This is a genomic window from Streptomyces bathyalis (genome assembly GCF_015910445.1).
GTDB lineage: Bacteria > Actinomycetota > Actinomycetes > Streptomycetales > Streptomycetaceae > Streptomyces > Streptomyces bathyalis.
Genome location: NZ_CP048882.1, coordinates 2,960,513 through 2,983,464, shown reverse-complemented (window position 1 = coordinate 2,983,464; position 22,952 = coordinate 2,960,513). Strand labels below are relative to the sequence as shown.

23 protein-coding genes and 1 pseudogene are annotated in these 22,952 nt (G+C 67.9%); 18 read left to right on the top strand and 6 right to left on the bottom strand.

Going from position 1 to position 22,952, the window contains the following annotated elements; translation table 11 throughout:
- Positions 1 to 9: 9 nt before the first annotated feature.
- A complete protein-coding gene (locus tag G4Z16_RS12925) occupies positions 10 to 1,098 on the bottom strand; it encodes a DUF3344 domain-containing protein (protein ID WP_197350922.1) in 1,089 nt (362 codons plus the stop codon).
- 176 nt (positions 1,099 to 1,274) lie between these two features.
- On the opposite strand from G4Z16_RS12925, the gene G4Z16_RS12920 reads away from it, so the two are divergent.
- From G4Z16_RS12920 to G4Z16_RS12910, 3 genes are all read left to right on the top strand, one after another.
- Positions 1,275 to 1,799, top strand: coding sequence for a GNAT family N-acetyltransferase (locus G4Z16_RS12920; RefSeq protein ID WP_197350921.1), 525 nt, complete (start codon positions 1,275 to 1,277; stop codon positions 1,797 to 1,799).
- 185 nt (positions 1,800 to 1,984) lie between these two features.
- Complete coding sequence (locus G4Z16_RS12915; protein ID WP_246530824.1) at positions 1,985 to 2,275, top strand: DUF4229 domain-containing protein; 291 nt, start codon at positions 1,985 to 1,987, stop codon at positions 2,273 to 2,275.
- A gap of 210 nt (positions 2,276 to 2,485) precedes the next feature.
- Positions 2,486 to 3,832: a dicarboxylate/amino acid:cation symporter gene (locus G4Z16_RS12910; protein WP_197354461.1), complete on the top strand. Its 1,347-nt coding sequence runs from the start codon at positions 2,486 to 2,488 to the stop codon at positions 3,830 to 3,832.
- 250 nt (positions 3,833 to 4,082) lie between these two features.
- Here the strand turns inward: G4Z16_RS12910 and G4Z16_RS12905 are convergent, their stop codons facing one another.
- Positions 4,083 to 4,766 (bottom strand): GntR family transcriptional regulator, encoded by a 684-nt coding sequence (locus tag G4Z16_RS12905; protein WP_197350920.1) that lies wholly within the window; start codon positions 4,764 to 4,766, stop codon positions 4,083 to 4,085.
- Between the two features lie 101 nt (positions 4,767 to 4,867).
- On the opposite strand from G4Z16_RS12905, the gene G4Z16_RS12900 reads away from it, so the two are divergent.
- Positions 4,868 to 6,034 carry a mandelate racemase/muconate lactonizing enzyme family protein gene (locus tag G4Z16_RS12900; protein WP_281393688.1) on the top strand — a complete coding sequence of 389 codons (1,167 nt, stop codon included), beginning with the start codon at positions 4,868 to 4,870 and terminating at the stop codon, positions 6,032 to 6,034.
- A gap of 157 nt (positions 6,035 to 6,191) precedes the next feature.
- Positions 6,192 to 7,535, top strand: coding sequence for a cation:dicarboxylate symporter family transporter (locus G4Z16_RS12895; protein ID WP_197350919.1), 1,344 nt, complete (start codon positions 6,192 to 6,194; stop codon positions 7,533 to 7,535).
- Between the two features lie 168 nt (positions 7,536 to 7,703).
- Here G4Z16_RS12895 and G4Z16_RS12890 read toward each other — a convergent pair whose 3' ends face one another.
- Positions 7,704 to 8,738: an alpha/beta fold hydrolase gene (locus tag G4Z16_RS12890; RefSeq protein WP_197350918.1), complete on the bottom strand. Its 1,035-nt coding sequence runs from the start codon at positions 8,736 to 8,738 to the stop codon at positions 7,704 to 7,706.
- A 77-nt stretch (positions 8,739 to 8,815) separates the two neighbouring features.
- On the opposite strand from G4Z16_RS12890, the gene G4Z16_RS12885 reads away from it, so the two are divergent.
- The 7 genes from G4Z16_RS12885 to G4Z16_RS12855 all read left to right on the top strand — a co-directional run bounded on the left by G4Z16_RS12885 (position 8,816) and on the right by G4Z16_RS12855 (position 13,804).
- Positions 8,816 to 9,433, top strand: a complete 618-nt coding sequence (locus G4Z16_RS12885) for a TetR/AcrR family transcriptional regulator (protein WP_197350917.1) — start codon at positions 8,816 to 8,818, stop codon at positions 9,431 to 9,433.
- 574 nt (positions 9,434 to 10,007) lie between these two features.
- Positions 10,008 to 10,334: a helix-turn-helix domain-containing protein gene (locus tag G4Z16_RS12880; protein ID WP_246530823.1), complete on the top strand. Its 327-nt coding sequence runs from the start codon at positions 10,008 to 10,010 to the stop codon at positions 10,332 to 10,334.
- 72 nt (positions 10,335 to 10,406) lie between these two features.
- On the top strand, positions 10,407 to 10,736 hold the full coding sequence (locus G4Z16_RS12875; RefSeq protein ID WP_197350916.1) for a hypothetical protein: 330 nt from the start codon (positions 10,407 to 10,409) through the stop codon (positions 10,734 to 10,736).
- 103 nt (positions 10,737 to 10,839) lie between these two features.
- On the top strand, positions 10,840 to 11,556 hold the full coding sequence (locus G4Z16_RS12870) for an ABC transporter ATP-binding protein (protein WP_197350915.1): 717 nt from the start codon (positions 10,840 to 10,842) through the stop codon (positions 11,554 to 11,556).
- The gene (locus G4Z16_RS12865) at positions 11,553 to 13,085 is read left to right on the top strand and encodes a hypothetical protein (protein WP_197350914.1); all 1,533 of its coding nucleotides are present in this window, start codon (positions 11,553 to 11,555) and stop codon (positions 13,083 to 13,085) included. Before G4Z16_RS12870 ends, G4Z16_RS12865 begins: the two co-directional genes overlap by 4 nt.
- Complete coding sequence (locus G4Z16_RS12860) at positions 13,066 to 13,299, top strand: hypothetical protein (RefSeq protein WP_197350913.1); 234 nt, start codon at positions 13,066 to 13,068, stop codon at positions 13,297 to 13,299. Before G4Z16_RS12865 ends, G4Z16_RS12860 begins: the two co-directional genes overlap by 20 nt.
- On the top strand, positions 13,268 to 13,804 hold the full coding sequence (locus G4Z16_RS12855) for a hypothetical protein (protein WP_197350912.1): 537 nt from the start codon (positions 13,268 to 13,270) through the stop codon (positions 13,802 to 13,804). Before G4Z16_RS12860 ends, G4Z16_RS12855 begins: the two co-directional genes overlap by 32 nt.
- A 100-nt stretch (positions 13,805 to 13,904) precedes the next feature.
- On the opposite strand, the gene G4Z16_RS12850 is transcribed toward G4Z16_RS12855, so the two are convergent.
- Entirely contained in the window at positions 13,905 to 14,888 is a 984-nt protein-coding gene (locus G4Z16_RS12850) for an alpha/beta fold hydrolase (RefSeq protein WP_197350911.1), read from the bottom strand.
- Between the two features lie 545 nt (positions 14,889 to 15,433).
- Between G4Z16_RS12850 and G4Z16_RS12845 the strand changes: the two genes are divergently transcribed.
- A complete protein-coding gene (locus G4Z16_RS12845) occupies positions 15,434 to 15,586 on the top strand; it encodes a hypothetical protein (RefSeq protein WP_207794545.1) in 153 nt (50 codons plus the stop codon).
- A gap of 267 nt (positions 15,587 to 15,853) precedes the next feature.
- Here the strand turns inward: G4Z16_RS12845 and G4Z16_RS12840 are convergent.
- Positions 15,854 to 16,300: pseudogene (locus tag G4Z16_RS12840) on the bottom strand (SRPBCC family protein).
- Between the two features lie 274 nt (positions 16,301 to 16,574).
- Between G4Z16_RS12840 and G4Z16_RS12835 the strand changes: the two are divergent.
- The 5 genes from G4Z16_RS12835 (at position 16,575) to G4Z16_RS12815 (ending at position 21,311) form a co-directional block, all read left to right on the top strand.
- Complete coding sequence (locus tag G4Z16_RS12835; RefSeq protein ID WP_197350910.1) at positions 16,575 to 17,327, top strand: alpha/beta fold hydrolase; 753 nt, start codon at positions 16,575 to 16,577, stop codon at positions 17,325 to 17,327.
- The gene (locus G4Z16_RS12830) at positions 17,327 to 18,616 is read left to right on the top strand and encodes a cytochrome P450 (protein ID WP_197350909.1); all 1,290 of its coding nucleotides are present in this window, start codon (positions 17,327 to 17,329) and stop codon (positions 18,614 to 18,616) included. The genes G4Z16_RS12835 and G4Z16_RS12830 overlap by 1 nt, the downstream gene beginning before the upstream one ends.
- Positions 18,617 to 18,814: 198 nt before the next feature.
- Positions 18,815 to 20,044, top strand: coding sequence for a Tm-1-like ATP-binding domain-containing protein (locus tag G4Z16_RS12825; RefSeq protein ID WP_197354456.1), 1,230 nt, complete (start codon positions 18,815 to 18,817; stop codon positions 20,042 to 20,044).
- Positions 20,034 to 20,861, top strand: coding sequence for a phosphoenolpyruvate hydrolase family protein (locus G4Z16_RS12820; protein WP_197350908.1), 828 nt, complete (start codon positions 20,034 to 20,036; stop codon positions 20,859 to 20,861). Before G4Z16_RS12825 ends, G4Z16_RS12820 begins: the two co-directional genes overlap by 11 nt.
- 33 nt (positions 20,862 to 20,894) lie before the next feature.
- Complete coding sequence (locus G4Z16_RS12815; RefSeq protein ID WP_197350907.1) at positions 20,895 to 21,311, top strand: cupin domain-containing protein; 417 nt, start codon at positions 20,895 to 20,897, stop codon at positions 21,309 to 21,311.
- Between the two features lie 194 nt (positions 21,312 to 21,505).
- Here the strand turns inward: G4Z16_RS12815 and G4Z16_RS12810 are convergent, their stop codons facing one another.
- The gene (locus tag G4Z16_RS12810; RefSeq protein ID WP_343070806.1) at positions 21,506 to 22,900 is read right to left on the bottom strand and encodes an alpha/beta hydrolase; all 1,395 of its coding nucleotides are present in this window, start codon (positions 22,898 to 22,900) and stop codon (positions 21,506 to 21,508) included.
- Between the last annotated feature and the right edge of the window lie 52 nt (positions 22,901 to 22,952).

The window sequence follows — 22,952 nt, the reverse complement described above, 5'->3', positions numbered from 1 at the left end:
TCGCGGATTTCAGCGGCGGGCGTCGACCTGCGTGTAGAGAGCGCCGAGCAGGTAGTCGTCCTTGCCGGGTGTGAACCGGAAGAGGAGGCTGTTCCCGCCGGGGCGCAGAGCCTCCCGCGCGTCGAACCGGTCGGAGTCGTATCCGAGCGTGTTGCGGTGGGCGGGAACGCGTCCCGGTACCTGGCGCCCGCTGTTGGTGATCGTCGAGTTGAACGCGTCGGCCTTCGGGTTCGCCGAATTGGAGAGCGGCGTGCCCTTGCGCTTGTTGGCGGAAAGGAGGACGGAGTCTCCGGTGGAACCGCGGTCGCCGTCGTAACCGACGACACCCACCGCCCCCTTGGCGCCCGGGGCGAAACTCGTCGGGCGCGTCGCGATGGGCACGCCGTCGGAGCGGCTGTCCGACGCGGCGAATCCGTCCCACACGCTCAGGTGCCGGACCGGCGACTTGTCGTGCTCGTACGCCACCACGAGCGTCCAGCCGCCCCAGGCACCGGCCTTGGAGTGGCCCTTGGCGACGTTGAGCTGCGCCACCGTGTAGGTGCCGGGGCCGCTGTTCCTCACCAGGTTCGTCACGTTGGCGGAGGCCTGGTAGGCGTCCGGCCCGCCCGTGCGGCTGTGCTTGCTGACCGTGTCGGCCTTGAGCGCGCGGTACGAACCGCGGGGCTCGGCCATCAGCACCCGGCCGTTGTCCTTGGCGGGCTTGATCTCTCCGACGCGGAGATTGCCGCCCCAGTACAGGCGCGCGTACCTGACCCGGGAGTTCTCGGGCATGCGCAGGGACGCCCGCGTTGAGTTGTACGTGTTCGGGTCACCGTCGACGTCGGAGTAGAACATGTCGTATTCGCTGTTCCGGCCCGGACCGCCGTTCTGCACCGAGTTGCAGGGAGCAGCGTTGCCCACCGGTTTGCGGCATGTGATCGACGCGTTCGCGGCAGTCGCGATTCCGCCGTGGAACGTCGCGTGATAGCGCTCCTTGAGCGCCTGACGCGGTTCGGGTGCCGACTGGGATGTCGCCGGGGGCGACAGCGACACCGTCGCGGCCGCGCAGAACACCACGCACCACAGCCCGCGCACCGCTGACTTTCTCTTGTCCACCATGGATGCCTCCGCCTCCCGTCACGAAACAGAGAGACCTTTACAAAGGCGATCATCCAAATTCTGGCGGCGCGCCGGTCATCTTTACCTTTTCACTGACTAGCGGACACTCGGAGGTGCGCATGAGACCGAATGGGTCACGGAAAATCCCCGTCGAATACTCGGATATGGTCGGTCCCATGCCGCTCACGTTCGAACTCGACCCGCCCGTCAACGCTCAACTGCGAGACGAACTGTGCACGTTGTGGGCCGACGTGACCAACGCCGGAGGTGCCGTCGGCTTCGTGCCACCGGTGACACCGGAGGCGATACGCCAGGACCTCATGGCCCACCTCGTCTCCGTCGATGCCGGCCGGGCACGGATGCTGGTCGGCCGCGACGAGCAGGGCTCGGTCGCCGCCGGCGCGTTCCTGCTCCTCAACGCGCACCGGCTCAAGCGCCACTGGTGCTCCGTCTACACCGTGATGGTGCGTCCCTCACTCCAGGGCAGGGGTCACGGGCGGGACCTGATGTCCGCGATCGAGAAGACGGCCAGGGGAATGGACGACATCACCGCCCTGCGCCTGACCTGCCGCGGCGGTCTCGGCCTGGAGCGGTTCTACGAGGCCTGCGGATACCGCGAGGTCGGGCGCCTGCCGGACGCGATCAAGGTCGCGGACGATGACTTTCGCGACGACGTCACGCTCTGGATGGACCTCGCATAGAGCCCGGACGTTCGGCGGCCACCGCCGAGGGGAGCGGCGGTCGGGGGAAGGGGCCGGAGTGATCGTCTCCGGCGCTGTGTTTGACTGGATGGGGCCGCCCGGTGCCAGGCAGCAGCCGCACCGAGCCCCCGGCGCCGGAGAAGGAACGGCGCACGTGTCACCCGAGAAGTCCGGAGAAGACCCTCGTGAGCAGCAAGTCGCACGCAACGCTCCGCTACACCGCCATGCGGGCCGGCGTCTTCGCCGGCTGCCTCCTCGTCGTCGCCGTTCTCGCGTACACCGGGATCATCCCCGAGGGCATCGGCAGGTCCAACCCGCTGTGGGTCGTGCTGCTCGCGCTCGTGGTCTCGGCCCCGCTCAGCTTCGTACTGCTGCGCAAGCAGCGCGACGCCATGTCGGAGCAGCTCGTCAGCGGCGTGGACCGGGCCAAGGAACGGCTCTCGGCGAACCAGAGCCAGGAGGACGGCGTCGCGTAACGGCGCGATCGCCGGCGCCCGGCGCACCGGGCCTCGCCTCGTACGAGGCTCGTCACACGCTCTTAACAGCCGCTGGGAATGGCGCCTCCACCGCGCGGCGTTGTGGGTGCTCGTAACGCCCCGGTGGAGTTCTTTCCGGGGACCCGAAGACCCACTTTCCAGCGGGAGTCGACCGTGCCCTCGTCCTCAGAAACCCCCGGCTCGTCGGAAATCACCTCAGGCACCTCGGCCCGTGATTCCGCTGGGCCTCCGTCCCCATCCTCGTCGTCGCGCGGACGGATACCCGGAGTCCCGTTCTGGGCCCAGATCCTGTTGGGGCTCCTCCTGGGCGTGCTGCTCGGCTGGGTCGCGCGCAGCGGCGACATCAGCTGGCTGGCAACGGCACTCACGAAGACCGGCGAGATATTCGTCCAGCTGCTGAAGCTGGCGGTCGCTCCGCTCGTCTTCTTCGCGATCATGGTCTCGATCACGAACCTGCGCAACGTGCACAACGCCGCGCGGCTCGCCACGCGGACCCTGCTGTGGTTCATGGCCACGTCGCTGATCGCCGTGGCCATCGGCCTCCTCATCGGCCTGCTCACGAACCCCGGTGCGGGCACGGGCCTCTCGACCGACGACGCCGGGAAGCCCGAGGAGTCGGGTTCGTGGCTGGACTTCCTCACCGGGATCATCCCGACCGACATCATCACGCCGTTCACCGAACTTCAGGTGCTGCAGATCGTCTTCATGGCCGCCGTGGTGGGCGTCGCCGCGCTCAAGCTCGGAGAGAAGGCCGCACCGCTGCTGTCGGTGGGCGAGGCCGTGCTGGCCCTGTTGCAGAAGGCGCTGTGGTGGATCATCCGGCTCGCGCCGATCGGCACCGTCGGCCTCATCGGCACGGCGATCAAGGACTACGGCTGGGATCTCATCGGCAAGTACGCCACGTTCACCGCCGACATCTACATCGGCTGCGCCCTCGTCCTCTTCGGTGTGTATCCGCTGCTGCTGGCCACCGTCGCGAAGGTCAACCCGCTGCAGTTCTTCCGTGGCGCGTGGCCGGCGATCCAGCTGGCCTTCGTCTCCCGCTCGTCCGTGGGCACCATGCCCCTCACGCAGAAGGTGACCGAACGGCTCGGCGTCCCCCGCGAGTACGCGTCCTTCGCGGTGCCCTTCGGCTCGACGACGAAGATGGACGGCTGCGCCTCGGTCTACCCGGCGATCGCGGCCATCTTCATCGGCGAGTTCTACGGCATCGAACTGGGCCTGCGCGAATACCTGTTGATCGTCTTCGTCTCCGTCATCGGCTCCGCCGCCACCGCGGGCCTCACGGGCGCCACGGTCATGCTCACCCTGACCCTCTCCACGCTGGGCCTTCCCCTCGCGGGCGTCGGCCTCCTCCTGGCGATCGACCCGATCCTGGACATGATGAGGACGGCGACGAACGTGGCGGGCCAGGCGGTGATTCCGGTGCTGGTCTCGGCGCGGGAGAAGATCCTGGACCGCGACAAGTACGCGAGCGCGCGGGGGGCGAGGCTGGATGCTTTCGAGCCTGAGGTGCAGTCAGCCGCGGCGGCGTAGCTACCCCGAGGGATCGGCGGCTGCCCGCCTGTCCGCGGCGGCGCGTCGAGACACCCTCGTTGCAGACCGGACTCGTCGTTCGCCGAGCGCGGCTACGACCACGGCATCCACCGCGATCAGGTCCGCGCCCGCGGGCTCTGCTTGAGGCTCGAGCGGAGCCTGCAGGTGCCGTGTCACCGCGCTGAATGCCACCGAGGCTGCACGCGCGAGGGCCGCGTGGCCCTCGCTGCGGCTGATTCCCATGGCGGGCTCAGCCTGCCTGGGTACCTTCGCGGTCTTCGAGCGCGGTGATGGCGGAGGCGGTCAGGCTGTGGATGATGTGGTCGCGCATGAGCTGGGCTGCGTCCCCAGCCTGGCCGGCCTTGATGAGTTCAACGAGGTCGTGGTGCTCCTGGAGGTCCCGCGTCCGGGGTTCGTCGCCGGGCGGAAGTTCGAGGCCGAGGCGGCGGTAGCGGTCGGACTTGTCCCACAGGTCGTCCAGGAGGCGGATGAGAACGTCGTTGTGGGAGGCGCGGTACAACGCCTGATGAAAGGTGCGATGGGCGGTGAGCGCATCCTCGCCCCACTGGCGCGTGACGGGGAGCAGGTTGTCGACCGCATGTTGCATGGCGGTGATGTCCTCGGGAGTGCGCCGTGTCGCGGCGAGTTCGGCCGCCGTGGGATCCAGCGAGAGCCGTACCTCGAAAAGTTGCCGCGCCTCCTCGGAGTTCATGGAGGACACCCGGACGTCGCGGTGGGTCTCGACGTCGACCAGCCCCTCGCTGCTGAGCCGCCTGATGGCCTCGCGCAGGGGCGTGATGCTCATGTTGAGGGAGCCGGCCAGTTCGTACTGGGCCAACCGTGAACCGGCCGGGATGGCGCCGGAGAGGATCTGGCGACGGAGCTCCGAGTAGGCAAGATCGCTCTTGCTGAGGAAAAGGTTCGTGCCTTCCATCGCCCCTGCGGATCCCTCCCGATGTCCTAGCCCTTGACAGCGCCTCTTCGGTCGTCTCACTCTAACATCCTCGCAACTTATAAGATATTAGAGAGGTCCGAGTGAAGATCACTGCTGTCTACGAAGGCACCGTCCCGATCAGCTCCTCAATCCGGAACGCCTGGATCGACTTCAGCTCCATGGACTGCTCGATCGTGGCGATCGTCAGTGACGTCATCCGCGACGGAAGGCCCGTCGTGGGGTACGGCTTCAACTCCAACGGCCGCTACAGCGCGGGGGAGATCCTGCGCCGGCGCATCCTGCCGCGGCTGATGGACGCCGAGCCCGGCAGCCTGCTGGACGAGCAGGGAGAGCTGGATCCCGCCAGGGCATGGGAGATCATGCTGCGCAACGAGAAGCCCGGTGGACACGGGGAACGTTCGGTCGCGGTCGGTGTGGTGGACATGGCACTGTTCGACCTCGCTTCCAAGATCGCGGACAAGCCGCTGTACCGGTGGCTCTCGGATCGCTACGGCGACGGCGAGCCCGACGACTCGGTCTTCGTCTACGCCGCTGGTGGCTACTACGCCCCGGGCAAGTCCCTGGGCGATCTGCAGGACGAGATCCGCGGCTTTCTCGACCTGGGGTACGACGTGGTCAAGATGAAGATCGGCGGCGCCGGCCTGGCGGAGGACCTGCGGCGAATCGAGGCCGTCATCGACGTCCTGGACGGGGACGGGTCCCGGCTTGCCGTCGATGTCAACGGCCGCTTCGACCTGGCCACCGCGCTGGAGTACGGACGGGCGATCGAGCCCTACGGCCTCTTCTGGTACGAGGAGATCGGCGACCCACTGGACTATCGCCTCAACGCCGTGGTCGCCGAGAACTACTCCGGCCGGATAGCCACCGGCGAGAACCTCTTCTCCCTGCAGGACGCCCGCAACCTCATCCGTTACGGCGGCCTCCGTCCTGACCGTGACGTCATCCAGGTCGATCCGGCGCTGAGCTACGGCCTGGTGGAGTACCTGCGCATACAGGACATGCTGCGTCAGCACGGTTGGTCCTCACGCCGCTGCATCCCGCACGGCGGACACCAGTTCTCCCTGCACATCGCCGCCGCTCTCAAGCTCGGCGGCAACGAGTCCTATCCCGGCGAGTTCCAGCCCACCGGCGGCTTCGCCGACGGCGCAGTCGTCGAGAAGAGCCAGGTCGGCCTCACCGACACCCCGGGAGTTGGCTTCGAAGGCAAGGCCGCCTTCCACAGGGTGCTGCGCGAGCTGCACACCTGACCGCATCGAGCCCAAGCCGCCCGAACGACCCAGGAGTTCAGGCCACCAGCGCACAACTGCATCTGCGCACCACACATCACCCGGGACGCGGACTGCCTCTCGTCCCCTGCACTTCACAGGACAGGGACTTCAGCATCATCGCAAGGGAGCACGAACCATGACCTCCACCACCACCGCCTCCGATCGCCCGCTGCGATCGCGGCTGAACCGACTCATCCGTGAGCTGTGGTTCCAGGTGGTGCTGGCGGCAGTCCTCGGGATCGCCGTCGGCACCGCCGCACCCGGCTTCGGAGAAGCCCTCAGCCCGCTCAACGACTGGTTCATCGCACTGGTCAAGATGATCGTGATACCCGTCGTCTTCTGCGTGGTCACCACCGGCATCGCCTCCATGGACAACCTGCGCAAGGCCGGCCGGATCGGCGTGAAGGCGATCGGCTACTTCCTCGTGCTGTCGCTGGCATCGATGCTGATCGGCCTGGTCGTCGCAAACGTCTTCCAACCCGGCGCCGGGCTCGACGTCGACCCCTCGACGCTGAACACTGACGATGTCCCCAAGACGAGCGAAGAACACGCCACCTTCACCGGGTTCATCTCTTCCCTGATCCCCACCTCGCTGTTCGGTGCGCTCACGGGGGACGCGATCCTGGCTGCCCTGCTGGTCTCGATCGTCTTCGGGATAGCGCTGAACATGGCCGGGGAGGAGGCGGCCCCACTGACCAACGGCATCCGCGCCCTCTCGGACGTGGTGTTCCGGATCGTTGGCTGGGTGATGCGGCTGGCTCCTGTGGGCACCTTCGGTGCCCTGGCAATGGTGGTCTCCACCTACGGTGCCGAGAGCCTGAAACAACTCGCCTATCTCATCGTCCTGTTCACCGCCACCTGCATCGTCTACGTCCTGGTGCTGCTGGGCGCCATCATGCGGATCTGCGGCCTCGGACTGTTCGCTCTCATGCGGTTCCTCAAGGCCGAACTGCTCGTAGCGCTCAGCACCTGTTCCAGCGAGGCCGTCCTGCCGCAGCTCGTACGCAAACTGGAGACCCTCGGCGTCGGCCGGCCCGTGGTCGGCATCGTCATCCCTTCCGGCTTCTCCTTCAACCTTGACGGCTCCGCGGTCTACCTGACGATGGCCTCCATGTTCATGGCCCAGGCCGTCGGCATCGACCTGTCCTGGCAGCAACAGCTGGTCATGGTGGGGGTCATGATGCTCACCAGCAAGGGCACTGCCGGCATCGCGGGCGGCGCGTTCATCGTTCTCGCCAGCACCGTCACCGCAGTCGGCCACATCCCCCTGGCCGCCCTGTCACTGATCGTCGGGATCGACCGCATCCTCAACGAGGGCCGGGTCTTCATCAACGTCCTCGGCAACGCCATCGCCACCATCGTGATCGGCAAGTGGGAGAACGATTTCGACAGCACCCAGGCCCGCTCCATGCTCTATCCCAAGAACACGCCCCCATCGCCGGAAACAGCCGAAGAGACCAAGGCCCCTGCCGGCACCTGACCAAATCGGCTCTCCATCGGCTTCGGAGCCCACTGATCGATGGCCAGTACGGCAGCTCGTCGCCCTTCGAGCCGGAGCCGGAGCCAGAGCCCGCGGCCGCGGTGGCGTGGCCCGGTCCAGGTGCAGGACTCGTCAACTCCCCCTGCTCCGTGTTCTAACGGGCCCGGGTCAGGGGGCGGCGAGGAACTCGCGGACCTGGCGGGCGATGTCCTCGGGTTGTTCCGAGCCCACGGCGTGGGAGGCGTCCTCGTGGACCACGACGGTTCCGTTGCGCAGACGGCGCTCGGCGACCTGGCGGGAGGCGTCGATGTCGTGCATGACGGAGTCGCCGGCGAGGATGGCGAGCACGGGCATCTTCAGACCTGCCAGGTCGTCTTCGGAGATCAGGGTGGGCTGGGGAAGCTTGATCGCGTAGGTGCTCATGGCGGTCTCGGTCATGCGGGCCAGGGGTACGTCCTCCACCGGTGCGCCGCCGGCGGTGTAGGAGTTGAACGAGTCGCGCCAGGACTTGGGCAGCCAAGGCACCGAGGCAGGGATGGCCCTCACCGCCGTCTCCGCGGGCATGCCGCTGAAGGTGTAGACCGGGTCGATCAGCATCAGGGCGTTGATCCGTTCCGGGTGGTGGACAGCCAGATTCGTGGCAGTCCATCCGCCTATGGACAGGCCCAGAACGTTGAACTTCTCCTCGGGCAGCGCCGCGAGGGTCCGGTCGAGCCACGCGGCGTTGTCGGCGTCGGTGGCGATCGGGGCCTCCTGCACGCTCATGCCGGGCTCACCGAGCAGGTCCACGGCGTACACGTCCGCGACTTTCAGCAGGGAGGGCATGTTGTCCGCCCACACGGGGGTGGGCGAGGAGCGACCCGGCAGCAGCACCAGCGGATCGACGTCGTCGCGGCCTGTGCCCTCGAACTTGTAGACCCGTACGAACCCGAATCGGGTACGGACGTCCAGGGTCCTGTCCGGCTCCGGCATGTCCTCCATGGCGGCCTTGTAGTCGCGCAGGAACTCCTGTTGTGCCTGCGCGGAGTTCCAGTGGCCGACGGGAGAGGGGGTGCGCAGCGCGAAGGCCGCGGTGAGCACCGTGACCACGACGACGGCGGCAGTGATCGCGAGCATCGTGCGTCGTCGTCGCTTCCAGCCGGGCTTGCGGTCGGGCCGGCCCCGCGACGGTTTGGTGCCGTCGTCCTGCTGACGCCTTCCCATCGTGCTTCCCCCTGCTCGTCGTCCGAAAAATTTGACCGCGTGGTCAAAGATTAGCAGGCTGCGGGTAGCCTCCTGCCATGGCAGGACGACGCCCAGGGGGTAAAGGGCCGAGCCGCATCGAGCGGGAACGGCGTGCCCAACTGACCAGAACCACGATCGACTTGGTCACCGAGCACGGGTACGCCGCCGCCTCCCTCGCGCGGATCGCGCAGGCCGCCGGGGTCACCAAAGGCACGGTCGTCTACCACTTCGCGACGAAGGACGCCGTACTGGAGGCCGCGTATCAGCAGGTCCTCAACGAGCTGGTGGCCGACGTCGGGCAGGCCGTGGACGCGGTCACCGCCGAGCAGGCACCGGCCGCCTATGTCCGGCGGATGGTCGGGCACTTCGCCGAGCACCCCAAGCACGCCCGCATGATCGTGGAGTCGAGGCTGCATCAGGTCAGCAAGGACGAAGACACCCCCGCAGGGGCCACCGGGCCTGCGCGCGCGGAACGCCGGCAACCCCTCGCCGCCCTGTTGACCGAGGCGCGAGGGGACCGCAGCCGAGCCGAGGGCCGCGACATGCGCACACTGGCCGTCCTCGTGGGCGGGATGATCGACGCTGTCGTGGCCGAGGGGCTGGACGATCCCACCTACGACATGCAGGCGGCCGCCGAGACGATCGTGCAGATGCTGGAGGCCGAGCTCTTCTAGGGCGCTCCGCCCATGGGGGCCTTCGACCCCGAGTCGCGGCCGGCGCCGTGGCGGCGTAGCACCGTCCTGGCGCACGGCCCGTCAACGCACCGCTCGTCAACTCCCTTGGCTCCTCCGCGAGTCGGGGGAGTTGCCGGTGTCCCCGTCCCGTGGCGCGCGTACTCGGCGGGCATCGGCGGTGCGGCGTCCCCTGCCGCCGTGGACTGTCCACGGCCGCACCGTCCTGCGTCTTGAGACGGCCCCTGGGGACACGGAGGGCGACAGCAAGTTCCTTCGGCAGCGGCTGAAAATGGCCACCTCAGCTGAAAAAAGTAGCCATGTCACCCAACGGGTATCGGCCACTTCCGGTACGCGCACCCCTGACCTCGGTCATTCCACTTTCACCGGTTCTTCACATGGGGGCCTCGCTGGTTCGCAGTTCGGCCATGATTCCGTCGCCCGATCCTGCGTAGTCGAATAAGCGCCAGCTCACATCGCTGCATTGCCCGTGGTTCAAGCCCCGCTTACGGTAAGCGCTGCGACATGGGGTTCTGACCAAGCCGACCAGGTCATACGCAGCCGAACGCTCAGGCGCGTGACCGCTGCCACGGGGGATCGGGAAGTGGACCTGCCATCAGACAGACGTGTTGATCACGACGGGTCTCGCGTCTGCTGCGGAGGCATCAGCGTGCCGTCATGGGTGCGCGCCGCAGATCTGTCTCTTCTGACCGCCCGTGAGCGCGAAGTTCTCGTCGCGCTGGGCGACTGCCTGCCGAACTCCGTCATAGCCGGCCGTTGGCACGTGGCCGAGCGAACGGTCAAGAAGCATGTGGCCAGCGTGTTCACCAAGCTGGAGATCTCCTCACGCGCGCAGGCGGCCGTGATTGCGAACTACCGGAAATGCATCGAACAGTGCCCCTGAGGACACTAGCGGCATCTGTCATGAGCATGGCATTTTTCACCGGGTCAACATCAACCGCAGAGGAGAAGAACTGTGTCTGCGTCAACTCTCGTACGGGAACCCGGGACCGCCGAGCCGGTGAGGGCGAAGTCCGCCAGTGCGGCCACGTCCGCGTCGATCGCTGCGTACGTGGCGGCCACCACGGCGCCCGAGCGTGCCCTCGCGTCGATCAGATCCAAGGTCGACAAGGGGCTTCTCCGCTACGACGCGTGGTTCCTGATCTTCACCGCCGTCATTCTCGGCCTGGGCGCCACCATCTACGCCGGCCTGGTCATCTGGTGCGTCGTCTACCAGGACAAGAGCTTCACCGGCAGCTGGTCCTTCAAGGACTTCGGTCTGAAGGTCAGCGCCGAATGCGTGTAGCTGCCTGACAGCTGATTCGAACGGTGTCCAGGAAGCCCGGGCCGCATCCGGGCTTCCTGGACACCACCCTGGTTGACGGACTCGGTAAAGGAATCCCGCGACAGTGTCTCTCCTGAATGTCAACGACGTCAGCTACTCCTACGACGGCATTGTCAACGTCCTGCTGGACGTTTCCTTCACGGTCGAGGAAGGCACGATCGTCGGTCTCGTCGGTCCCAACGGTTCCGGCAAGTCCACACTGATCAAGAACATCTTCGACCTCGTCCGTCTTCAGTCGGGATCCATCCGGATCGGCGGCCACGAGCACGCCCGGCCCGAGGCGAAGAAGCAGGCCATCTACCTCTCCAGCAACGACTACCTGCCCGAGTTCCTCACCGCCCGCGAGTACATCTCCATGATGGGCAAGCTGTTCGGCCTCGACGTCGACCACGGTGAAGCGCTCGGCCTGTTCCGCAAGTTCGCCATGGAAGGCCGCTACGACGACCTCATCGAGGATTACTCGCACGGTATGCGGAAGAAGACGCAGCTGGTCTCCGCGCTCGTCATCCGCCCGCCGCTGCTCGTCATCGACGAGACCCTCAACGGCATCGACATCGAAGCGCTGCACCTCGCCGAAGGGGAGTTCAGGAAGGTCCGCGACGAGGGCCGCTCCGTCCTGCTGTGCACGCACGACTTCGCCGTGCTGGAGCGCCTGGCCGACAGGACCCTCTTCCTCGACCTGGGTTATGTGGTGCGTGACGAGCAGACGAAGGACCTGGTCGAGGAACACGGATCGGTTGCCGCCATGGTTTTCGACTACCTCGAAACGTCCGAGCGATGACCGGCGTACGGCTGAAGCACTCGGCTGTCCTGGCCAGGATGCTCTTCGTCTTCTTCCTCCGCCGGGTGCTGCGGGCCGGCTTTCTGAGGTCCACCCCGGTCAGGGTGTTCGTGATGGCGGCGGCGGTTGTGCTCCTGGGCGCCATGTGCACCGCCTCCTACTACTTCCTGCGGCCCATGGCAGGCGAAGCAGCCGTGTGGCGGCTGCTGTTCGACACCGCGACGGTGTCCATCCTGCTGTGGGTGCAGATCGCCTTCCTCCTGGTGAAGGTGCTGTTCATCAACGCCGAAGGGATGCTCAGGCTCAGCTACCAGCTGCCCGTCACCAACCGGGAACGGTCGGCGGCGTTCCTCCTCTACGAGGCAGCCATGACGGCCCTGGTCGCCGCCGCGGGACTGGTCTCCCTCTCCGTGAGCGCGCTGATCATCCTCGGACCGTCCGCGAGCGGATACATCACCGCGTCGGTCGTTCTGCCCGTCGTCCTGGCCTACCTGGGCCTGTCCGTCCTCTACCAACTGCTGACCAGGCTGTGGATGTTGCTGGGGCTCAGCAGGATGGCGGGCATCCTCAACGTGCTGGCCCTGTTCGCGATGCTCGCGTACTACTTCGGGCAGATGACGCCGATGATCTCGGACGTCTCCGGCGCGTACCTCAGCAAGCGGACCGAGTACACGTGGGTCACGTCGGTGTCCTGGGCCTGGAACGAACAGGGGCCCTGGCTGACGCTGGCCGCCGGGGCGGCACTGTCGGCCCTGCTCGTGGCCCTGGTCTTCGCGCTCGCCCCGAACCAGCATGTACGTCAGGCCCGATACCTGAAGCTTCCCGGAAGCGTGCGGCTGCGAGGCGTTCTCGGGCCTTACGACTGGTGCCTGCTGCGCAGCGCGCAGACCGTGGCCGCCGCCGCGATGGCGCTGGCCGTGTTCGCCTACCTGCTGCTGTCCGAATCCTCGGTGAACCCCCTGTGGGGCCTCGCCGCCCTGTCCTTCGGCGGCCTCTACCAGTTCACGGCCACACAGCAGTTGAGGGTGCTGCCGGGTGCGCAGGAGCCGGCCTGGCGGGTCTATGTGCGGCTCATCAGGGCGCAGCTGGTCCTGCTCGCCCTGTTCGCCGTGCCCGCCTTCGCGATCACGGTCGCGCTCTTCCCGCACCTGCTCCTCTCCAGCGCCGTGGCACTGGCGTCCTGCGTGGGCGGAGCGGGGGTGACCACCTGCATCAGCATCGTCTTCCCGGCAGAGAAGGACAACCCGTTCTCGGTGTTCCTGGGGCTGTCGGTGTTCATCGTCGTTGTCGGCCTGTCAGTGATCGGCCTGGGTCTGCTCAGTCTCCCGCCCTGGGCGGTGGTCGTCTGCCTTTCCGGGGGAGCCGTCGCGTTCGTCTGGTACGCGATCCAAGGAATCCAAACAAGCGAGTCGAGGAGAAGGAATGATCAAGGCCATGTCGGTAGTGAAGTCCGCTCTGGGGGCCGCGCTGCTGACGCTGGGCACCGCAGTGGTGACCCTTCTCGTCCTTATGTTCTCAACGGGTCCTGACCAGATCGTCGAACGGAAGGCGCTCTTCGGGTCGATGGTCTTCGAGACCGTGAAGAAGGACAACGGGGCGCTGGGCATCACCGCGGGCGTCGACAATCCGGTCCCGCTCGTCGTCCTGTTCATCTTGCTGACGGCCTTCCTGACCATGACCGCGGCCATCTACCGGGGGTTGAAGCAGCGCCGTGAGCAGCTCCTCAACGAGTCGGGCAGATGACCTGAAGGTCCGCACCGTCGCCTTGGCGGTGGCCGCGCAGGTGTGGCCTCTGCTGGCGTTGGTCGGTGGCCTCCTGGCCGCGGCCCTGGCCTGGATGGCGCGTTCCGGTGACGCCGTACCGGCCACCATGGCTTGGGTGTTGCTGGTCAAACCGGCCGCCCTGGGCATGGTGGTCGGGTTCGCTCTGCACGAGTCGGCGCACGTCGTCGTCCTCAAGCGGATCCGTACGGTCACTCACATCACGATCGAGCGGTCAGCGTTGCGCACGTCGGTCGTGCCGGAAGGGACCATGACCGCGCGGCAGGCGGCCGTGGTGGCCCTGGCCGGGCCGTCCGCCTGCGTCGCGGTGGGTGCCGTTCTGTGGATCTCGGGTCTCGACCGGTCCTTGTCCTGGTGGTACCTCGCGCACATCGTGTTCCTCTTGCCGTTCTTCGGCGACGGCCGAGCGCTCCGGCACGGTCTCCGCGCGGCGTCGGGCCAGACCGTCGAAGCAGAAGGGAACTGAAGTCCTGCGCGCTCCGCCGCGACCGCGTCCGCGCTCGTACTCGCAGATCATCTGCTTCGCAGCTCCTGGGGAAGCCCCAGCCAGTGCGTGGGGCCGTGCCTCATGGAGCGAGAGCCGTGAGCCAGTCGGTCAGGATCTGATTGGTCTCCCGGGGGCGTTCTTGCTGGATGAAGTGGCCGCAGCCCTCGAGGATGTGCGAGGCGGCGAGGGCGGGCAGCGTGGTGGGGTACTCCGTGATGGCGTTGGCCAGCCAGGTCGTGGAGGAGTCCAGGCTGCCGCCGATGAACAGGGACGGCTGGGTGATGGGGGCGCTCTCGAAGGCGGCGAGGTCCTCCCAGTCCCGGTCCATGTTCCGGTACCGGTTGAGGGCTCCGGCCATGCCGGTGCGTTCGAACTCCCCGGCGTAGACGTCAAGTTCGTGTTCGCTGAGCCAGGCGGGGAGCCGGCCGGCGGGGAAGCGGTCGCGCAGCATGCCGTCACGGCTGACGAAGTGCGGGTCCGGCGCGCCGGGAGAGGGCATGGTGTCGGCGGACAGGGCCGCGAAGAAGCCCGCGAGCCAGCCGCGGACGTCGGGCTCGATCTCGGCTTCGGCCCGGCCCGGTTGCTGGAAGTAGGAGACGTAGAACTCGTCCGTGCCGCCCATCTGCGCGAAGACCTCGCTGGGCCTGGGGCCGCCGGGCGGCGTGTAGGGCACACTCAGCAACCCGACCGCGCGGAACACTTCGGGCCGGACGAGGGCGGAGGTCGCGGCGATGGTCGCGCCCCAGTCGTGCCCCACGATCACCGCGGACCGCTCACCCAGGGCCTCCACCACGGCCACGTTGTCCGACACCAGATCGAGCATCCGGTACGCCTCCACCCCGTCGGGCTTGGAGGAGCGCCCGTAGCCGCGGACATCGATGGCCACCGCCCGGTAGCCGGCGGCGGCCAGTGCGGGCAGCTGGTGACGCCAGGCGTACCACGACTCGGGGAACCCGTGCAGGAGCAGGACCAGAGGCCCGCTGCCCTGCTCCACCAGGTGTGTTCGGCCGGCCGGCGAGGAGACCAGACGATGGGCGCCGTCAGCGGCGGGTGGCTGAGACATGGTTCGTTCCTCCTGGTGGCGTCGGGCGGGGTGGTGCGGACGAGCAGTCCGGACCGGGCTGACGTCTCAGCGGTCAAGGGCGGCATCGACGATCATCCAGCCGACAGCGGGATGATCGCAAAATTCTTTGCCGGTTCAGCAATTCAGCGATACCCCGGCGGGCCGCCGTTGCGCCGACGTCATCGCCACGATCTGCAGCTCGCCGTGGCGGAGGAGGAGCGCCGCGCGGTACGTGACGAATCCAGAGGCCGGACGTTCCCGGTGATGGCCATCGCCGCTCCCATGACTCGGCTCAGCTCCGAAGACTGGGGGACCGTGGCGGGGTCGGCATACTGGCCGCACGGCTTACCGGAGGTTGGGCGGCGCTGTCCCGACGGAAAGGACGGCAGTCCCGGGCCCCGCATCCGATGCGCCGTCAGGTCCGATGCCTTGACGGCGCACAGGGTGGCACATGACCCCTGGCCCAACCTCGCCCGACCCACCAGCACCATGGAGGAGACCAAGTGACCGCCGACGGCAATGCTCACCGCCGTGAGCGTTATGCGATGGCGCTGTACGCGACGCTCGGGTTCTCCGCCGAGCGTCACCCCTGGGCGACCCTGGCCCCTGCCAGGCGTGAGGTCTGGTACAGGCGTGCCGACGCTGCCATGGCCCTGGCGGACGAGGAGATCGCGGAAGCCGTGCGCGCTTCGGAGTGAACATCCGTCGCGACCTCGCAGTGCCCTTCCGCAGGCAATCGGGACGGTCGGTCGGCCCTCGCCGAAAGGGGGTTCCGGAGAGCGGAGTCGACAGCCGCATCCAGTTCGACCGGCCGAGACGCAATGTGCCGAACCGCGGAAACCAAGTCACGGTCGCCGCTCGGGACTCCGGCTGCCGCCCCGGCAGGCGTACCCGCGAAGCACTGGACCTGTGTGCCGCGGGTACGCCGGTTCTCAACGGGTCCTCAACGGGTCCTCAACGGGTCCTCAACGGGCGGACTCCACTGCGGACTTGATGCGCTTGCCGAAATGGTCCGCCTCCTTGCGGGCCGCCTTCAGCGCGGCGCCGACGATCAGCTTGCCGGGCCCGTGTCCCGTCAAGGTGTTGAACAACCGCACCCGCGTCCTGCCGTCGCCCGCGGATTCCAGGTCTTAACCGCCCTCGCCCGTGACGAGGTTCTTCGACGTCTCCGTCCATCGGATGCTGCGGGGCGGATCGAATTCGGTGATCCGGAACTCCCTGTGGGTCTTCATCCCGGCGTCCTTGACCGTGCTGCGATAGACGGTATCGACGCCTGCCGGACCGTCCGTCGTCTTCGCGATCTCCAGGACCCGGGGGCTGAACTCCGGGTCGTTCTCACCATCCGCGAGGAAGGAGAAGACCTCCTCGATCGGCCGGTCGATCTCCGAGATCACTTCGAACTGTCCTGCCATCAGATCTCCACTCGTCGAGTCCGGGAAGGGAAGCGGGACAGCCGGTTCGTCAGTCGCATGAGGTTTCCGCGTCACCGGCCGGCACGTGCCCGGAAAGGCTAGCCGCGGGGTGTGACACCGGCCCGAGGCTCGTGGTGGGGGCGTGGCCGGCGGCAGGCGGTCGAATCGAAAGGACACGCGGTTCCTCGTGGAGGCGGCGACGGCGCCGTGTTCCCTGGCCCGGGACGTCGGCCTAGCATCGCCGGAGGCCCAACTCGAAGGCGGAGGGCGGAACATGAGCATCAAGCGTGTCGGCACCGGAACGCACACCGTGCTGGTTCTGCACGGCTGGTTCGGCTCGTCGCGGTCGTGGCAGGCCCTGCTGCCGCACCTGGACCGGGAGGCGTTCGGCTATGTGTTCCTGGACTACCGCGGCTACGGCGACCGTCGCGGCGAGACGGGCCGTTACTCGATTGCCGAGGCGGCGGGCGACGTGCTGGCCGCGGCCGACGAACTCGGCGTCGACTGCTTCTCGTTGCTCGGGCACTCGATGGGTGGATCGGTCATGCAGCGGGTGTACGCCGACGCGCCGGACCGGGTGAAGGCGCTCGTCGGCGTGTCGCCGGTGCCCGCGAGCGGTGTGCCGTTCGACGAGCAGAGCCGGCAGCTGTTCGAGGGCGCCGCCGACAGCCCCGCCAACCGCCGCGCGATCATCGACTTCACCACCGGGAACCGGCTCACCGGCACCTGGCTGGACGCCATGGTGCGGCATTCGCTGGAGCACTCGGACCGCGACGCGTTCGCTGCCTACCTTCCCGCCTGGGCGCGCACCGACTTCCACACGGAGATCAAGGGCAGCGACGTGCCGATCCAGGTGATCGCCGGGCGGCACGACCCCGCGCTGGGCGCCGAGACCATGCGGGCGACCTTCGGAGCCTGGTACCCGAACCTCGAGCTGGAGATCTTCCCCGACGCCGGGCACTACGCGATGGACGAGTCCCCGGTGGCCCTCGCCACCTGCGTCGAGCGCTTCCTGGGGAGGCATTGATGCCCCAACCCACGGCGAGACCCGATGTGTTCGACCCACGCGTGTTCGCACGCGGCATCCCGCACGACAGCTTCCGTCGCCTCCGCGACGAGGCGCCCGTCTGCCGGCAGGACGAACACGAGGTGGACGACTGGCCGGCCGGGCCCGGGTACTGGGCCGTCACCCGCTACCGGGACGTCCGTGCCGTGCTGCGCAACCCCGCCGACTATTCGTCCTGGCTCGGCGCCACCCAGATCCGCGACCCCGCCCCCGAGGACCTCGGCTTCATCCGGCGGATGATCCTCAACATGGACCCGCCCGAGCACAACAGGATCCGGCACCTGGCCGCCGCCATCTTCACCCGGCGGCGGCTGGAGCAGTTCACCGGGCAGATCACGGCACGCGCCACCGCTCTTCTGGACGCGGTCGCCGAGCGCGGGAGCTGCGACCTGCCACTCGACGTCACCGACGACTTCCCGCTCGCCAACCTCGCCGAACTGCTCGGCGTCCCCGCATCCGACCGCGACCTGCTGCTGAAGTGGACCAACCGGGTCATCGGCTACCAGGACCCCGAGCACGCCGACGTCGTACGCGACGCCGACGGACGACCGGTCAACCCGCGATCACCCGCGATGCTGCGCGACATGTTCGACTACGCGCACGAACTCGCCCGGCACAAGCGCAGCCACCCCTCGGACGACCTGATGACCGCGCTGGCCACCGCCACCGTCGAGGACGGCCGCCCGCTGACCGAGGAAGAACTGGCGATGTTCTTCTTCCTCGTCGTGATCGCCGGCAACGACACCGTGCGCAGCGCCCTGCCCGGCGGGGTCCTGGCCCTCCTGGAACATCCCGACGCCTACCGGCGGCTGCGCGCCGACCCCGGGCTGGTGCCCTCGGCCGTCGAGGAGATGCTGCGCTGGCACCCCCCGGTGCTCAGCTTCCGACGCACCGCCACCAGGGACACCGAACTCGCCGGGCAGCGGATCGCGCGGGGGGAGAAGGTCGTGGTCTACCACGCCTCCGCGCACTTCGACGAGCGTGCCTTCCCCGACCCGTACCGGTTCGACATCACCCGCGCGCCCAACGACCACCTGGCCTTCGGTCAGGGCCCCCACATGTGCCTCGGCGCGCACTTCGGCCGCATGCAGATGCGGATCTTCTTCACCCAGCTGCTCGCCCGCCTGCCGGAGCTGGAACTCGACGGGCCGCCGGTCCGCCTGAGTTCCAACTTCATCAACGGCATCACTCACCTGCCGGTGCGCTGGACACCGGCCCGCCCCGACGCCCGCCCACCGCTGACCGAATGAGCTGCAGCCGGCGGCACCATCCGGTCCCACCGGGCGACAGGCGCGGCGCGGTCACGTGCAGCCACCAGCCGCCCCCGGCCCTTGGGCCGTCCACACTGGAACTCGCCCTTGAGAGGGGGCAGTCGGCCGCCCGGAGCATGAGGCGACCGTCCCCCGCGTCACGATCGAAACCGAAGGAGGAACACCGGCTTGGCAGTGATGTTGTGCGGGTCCTTGGACACCAAGGCCCCTGAGTACGCATTCGTTCGCGACCTGGTGGTCGAGCGGGGGCTCGAGGTCGTGCTCGTCGATACGGGAGTGCTGGGGGAGCCCGGTCTCGAGGCCGACGTGACAGCCGCCGCCGTCGCCGAGGCTGCGGGAACGAGCCTGGAGGCGCTGAGAGCCCGGCAGGACCGAGGGCACGCGCTGGCGACGATGGCTGCCGGGGCAAAGGCCGTTGCCGATGACCTGCATGCGCGAGGGCGGCTCAGTGGCGTGCTCGCCCTCGGCGGCAGCGGCGGCTCCTCGATCGCCGCAACCGTCATGAAGTCGTTGCCCGTCGGTCTGCCGAAGCTGCTGGTCTCGACAATGGCTGCCGGGGATGTCTCCACCTACGTCGGCACCTCCGACGTCACGCTGATGTACAGCGTCGTCGATATCGCCGGCATCAACTCGATCTCCCGGCAGGTCCTCGCCAACGCGGCGGCAGCGGTCGCCGGGATGGCCGCCGCGTTCGACGCCCGGCGAACTGCGGGGGCGGCGCCGCAGGACAAGCCACTCGTCGCGGCGACCATGTTCGGCGTCACGACGGCCGCCGTGGAAACGGCGCGGCGGCGGCTCGAAGAACTGGGTTACGAGGTCCTGGTGTTCCACGCGACCGGCTCGGGCGGACGCACGATGGAGTCGCTCGCGGCCGAGGGCCATCTCTCGGGGGTGCTCGACCTGACCACGACGGAGATCGCAGACGAGGTCGGCGGCGGTGTGCTGTCCGCCGGTCCGGACCGGCTCACCGCCGCAGCCGTTGCCGGCGTGCCGCAGGTGGTCAGCCTCGGTGCACTCGACATGGTGAACTTCGGGGCCCGGAGCACGGTGCCTGAGCAGTTCGAGGGACGCACACTGCTGGCCCACAACGAGGCGGTGACGCTGATGCGGACGAGCACGGTCGAGGCCGCCGAGATCGGTGGCGTGGTGGGCAGGAAGCTCGCCGCGTCGACCGGCCCGGCCGCGTTGTTCGTACCGCGTGGCGGATTCTCGGCCCTCGACGCTCCAGGCGGGGCGTTCTGGGACCCGGAGGCGGACGCCGCGTGTGTCGGCGCTGCGCTCGAGGCGGTCGACGGCAGTTCCGTCGAGGTCGTCGACACCGAACTGCACGTCAACGACGCCGAGTTCGCGGAATCGGCTGCCGACCATCTGCACGGAATCATTCAGAGGAGGCGCCATGAATCGTGATCAGGCACTCGCCGCCTTCCGCAGCCAAATCGAGGAGGGGCGGCTGATCATCGGTGCCGGCGCCGGCACCGGGCTGTCCGCGAAGGCAGCCGAGGCAGGCGGCGTCGACCTGCTCATCGTCTACAACTCGGGGCGTTTTCGGATGGCCGGACGCGGTTCGCTGGCCGGCCTGCTGCCTTACGGCGATGCCAACGCGATCGTGCTGGAAATGGCCGGGGAGGTGCTGCCCGTCGTCGAATCCACTCCCGTCCTCGCAGGCGTCTGCGGCACGGACCCCTTTCGACGGATGCCGTGGTTCCTCGACCAACTGCGGTCGATCGGGTTCACCGGGGTGCAGAACTTCCCGACCGTCGGGCTCATCGACGGCGTCTTCCGCGCCAACCTGGAAGAGACCGGCATGGGCTTCGACCTCGAGATCGAGATGATCAGGCTTGCTGCCGAGCGCGAACTGCTCACCGCGCCCTACGTGTTCGACGCGGAGCAAGCCACAGCCATGGCGCAGGCCGGCGCCGACATCATCGTCCCGCACCTCGGCCTGACGACCAAGGGCAGCATCGGTGCCAGGACAACGATCACTCTCGACCAGGCTGTCGACCGCGTCCAGGAGATGCGCGACGCGGCCGTCGCAGTGGCGCCCCACATCCACGTGCTGTGCCACGGCGGGCCGCTCGCAGAGCCGGACGACGTGCGCTACGTCCTGGACCGGACACAGGGCATCACCGGGTTCTTCGGCGCCTCGTCGATGGAACGGCTGCCCACGGAACGCGCGATCGCCGGCCAGCTCCGTGCGTTCAAGCAGCTTCCCTCCGCCGACTAGCAACGAACGCCACCCGGACAGAGGAGATTTCTCATGCGCCGAGACCCGAGCACGCTCCCGACGATGGTCTTCGACTGGGGGTCGATCAAGTGGCACGTGACGCCGGACGCCGTTCCCGGTGCGTCCTCGACTCTGGGAGAGGTCGTGATCAACCCCAACAAGGGCCACGACAGGCACGAACACCCCGACGCCGACGAGATCCTCTACGTCGTCGAAGGCGAGGGCAGGCAGACGGTCGGCGACGACCCGGAGTTCACGGTGCGCACGGGCGACGCCGTATGGATCCCGAAGGGCACGCTGCACTCCACGTTCAACACCGGCTGGCGGCCCCTTCGTCTGGTGGCGACGTACACGCCGGGCGGTGCCGAGAACGCTCTGCGCGGGCTGCCCGATTTCGTCGAGCTGGCGCCGGGGCAGGCGCCGACGTGGGCGGTGGCGTCCGGCGGGTGAGCGCAAGCCCACCCGGAGCTTCGGCCTGTGACGGTCGCGGGTGGTCGTCCTGCGGAAGAGCCCTCCGGGTGGGCAAGAAGGAACCCCGGCCGGTCTCCCCTCGCGCCGGCCACAGTCGATGTGCCGTCCCGGGAATGGCAAGCACGGACGCGGTGTGGGCCCCTGACATGACGGGGCCCACACCCTTCGCGTCGTCAGAAGCGGTCAGGCAGTCCCGGGACGCGCCGCGGTGCTGACGGCGGGTGCTCGTTCGCGTCGCGGTCCTTGTTGTTCGCCGCCTTGCAGGTGACGTCCTTGGCCGGAAGCTTTCCGGTGCTCAGGTAGGCGTTGACCGCACGGTTCGCGCAGGCCTTCGGGTCGCTGTCGTAGACGCCGTGCCCTTCGCCGCCTCGGACGTACACCATGCGTGAGCCCTTCAGCGCCTGGTGCATGCCGCGGCCGCTGGCCAGGGGAGTCTGGGAGTCCCACTGGTTCTGGACGGTGAGCGTGCCCACGCCGTTGTTCACGTCGGTGACGGGCTCGGCAGGCTTGTTCCAGAACGCGCAGGGCGTGATGTTGGAGCCGAAGTCGCCGTAGAGCGGGTACTTGGCCTTGTCCCGGATCGCGTCGCGGCGGTACTGCTCGGGGTCCCTGGGCCAGGCAGAGGTGTCGCCGCAGACGACGGACCAGAACGACGCGGTCATGTTGTCCGTGATCTCATCCGCGGCCGCGGAGCTGCGTGCCTTCGGCCCGCCGTCGGCCGCCTCCTTCAGATCGGCGACGACGGTGGCCGCCTCCTTGGGGCTGAAGAACCGGCTTCGCAGCATGGAGCGGATCTCGTCGCCGTTGAGCTTGTCGTCCTCGTACGGGATCGGCTTCTGGTCGGCCCGGGCGATGAGTGCCCAGAAGGTCTTCCGCACCTCGGCGGAGGTCTTGCCGAGCTTGTAGGTGCTGTGGCGCTCGGCGGTCCACTTGGTCCACCGGGTGAACGCCGGTTCGGTGCCCGACGCCCATATCTGGATCATGCCCCGCCAGACCCGTGCCGGGTCGACCGCGCTGTCCAGTACGAAGCGGTCCGACCGCTCGGGGAACATCTGCGTGTAGACGGCGCCCAGATACGTTCCGTAGGAGATGCCCAGGTAGGAGATCTTCTTCTCGCCCAGCACGCCGCGGATCACGTCCATGTCGCGGGCGGTGTTGCGGGTCGTGATGTGCGGGAGCTTGTCGCCGTTGTTGTCACGGCACTTCTTCGCGACGGTCCGTGCCCACTTGACGTCACTGTTGAACGTCTCGGGCTTGTAAGGGCGTTCAAAGTTCTGCTCGGCGTCCGAAAGATCACAGGTGACGGGGCTGCTCTTGCCGACGCCGCGCGGGTCGAAGCCGATGAGGTCGTACTGGTCGCGAATCTTCTTGGGCAGCGATTCCTTCATGTAGAGGGGCATGCTGAGGCCTTCGCCGCCCGGGCCTCCGGGGTTGAACAGCATCGCGCCGTGCCGCTTGCCCGGAACGGCGGTCTTGATACGGGAGATGGCCAGCTTGATCTTCTTGCCGGTGGGGCGGTCGTAGTCGAGCGGGACCTTGATCGTGGCGCACTGGAACTTTGCGGGCATCTCGGGGTCGCAGCGGTGCCACGAAGGTCTCTGGCTCTCGAACTGTCCGAGT

What these genes read in the sequence shown, in the direction of transcription:
- G4Z16_RS12885 (WP_197350917.1), top strand. Translation starts at nt 8,816, where the DNA reads ATGGCAGGACGACGCCCAGGGGGTAAAGGGCCGAGCCGCATCGAGCGG.
- G4Z16_RS12830 (WP_197350909.1), top strand. Translation starts at nt 17,327, where the DNA reads ATGCCCCAACCCACGGCGAGACCCGATGTGTTCGACCCACGCGTGTTC.
- G4Z16_RS12825 (WP_197354456.1), top strand. Translation starts at nt 18,815, where the DNA reads ATGTTGTGCGGGTCCTTGGACACCAAGGCCCCTGAGTACGCATTCGTT.
- G4Z16_RS12820 (WP_197350908.1), top strand. Translation starts at nt 20,034, where the DNA reads ATGAATCGTGATCAGGCACTCGCCGCCTTCCGCAGCCAAATCGAGGAG.
- G4Z16_RS12895 (WP_197350919.1), top strand. Translation starts at nt 6,192, where the DNA reads ATGACCTCCACCACCACCGCCTCCGATCGCCCGCTGCGATCGCGGCTG.
- G4Z16_RS12850 (WP_197350911.1), bottom strand. Translation starts at nt 14,888, where the DNA reads ATGTCTCAGCCACCCGCCGCTGACGGCGCCCATCGTCTGGTCTCCTCG.
- G4Z16_RS12925 (WP_197350922.1), bottom strand. Translation starts at nt 1,098, where the DNA reads ATGGTGGACAAGAGAAAGTCAGCGGTGCGCGGGCTGTGGTGCGTGGTG.
- G4Z16_RS12920 (WP_197350921.1), top strand. Translation starts at nt 1,275, where the DNA reads ATGCCGCTCACGTTCGAACTCGACCCGCCCGTCAACGCTCAACTGCGA.
- G4Z16_RS12815 (WP_197350907.1), top strand. Translation starts at nt 20,895, where the DNA reads ATGCGCCGAGACCCGAGCACGCTCCCGACGATGGTCTTCGACTGGGGG.
- G4Z16_RS12860 (WP_197350913.1), top strand. Translation starts at nt 13,066, where the DNA reads ATGTTCTCAACGGGTCCTGACCAGATCGTCGAACGGAAGGCGCTCTTC.
- G4Z16_RS12845 (WP_207794545.1), top strand. Translation starts at nt 15,434, where the DNA reads ATGGCGCTGTACGCGACGCTCGGGTTCTCCGCCGAGCGTCACCCCTGG.
- G4Z16_RS12865 (WP_197350914.1), top strand. Translation starts at nt 11,553, where the DNA reads ATGACCGGCGTACGGCTGAAGCACTCGGCTGTCCTGGCCAGGATGCTC.
- G4Z16_RS12835 (WP_197350910.1), top strand. Translation starts at nt 16,575, where the DNA reads ATGAGCATCAAGCGTGTCGGCACCGGAACGCACACCGTGCTGGTTCTG.
- G4Z16_RS12810 (WP_343070806.1), bottom strand. Translation starts at nt 22,900, where the DNA reads ATGCCCGCAAAGTTCCAGTGCGCCACGATCAAGGTCCCGCTCGACTAC.
- G4Z16_RS12890 (WP_197350918.1), bottom strand. Translation starts at nt 8,738, where the DNA reads ATGGGAAGGCGTCAGCAGGACGACGGCACCAAACCGTCGCGGGGCCGG.
- G4Z16_RS12905 (WP_197350920.1), bottom strand. Translation starts at nt 4,766, where the DNA reads ATGGAAGGCACGAACCTTTTCCTCAGCAAGAGCGATCTTGCCTACTCG.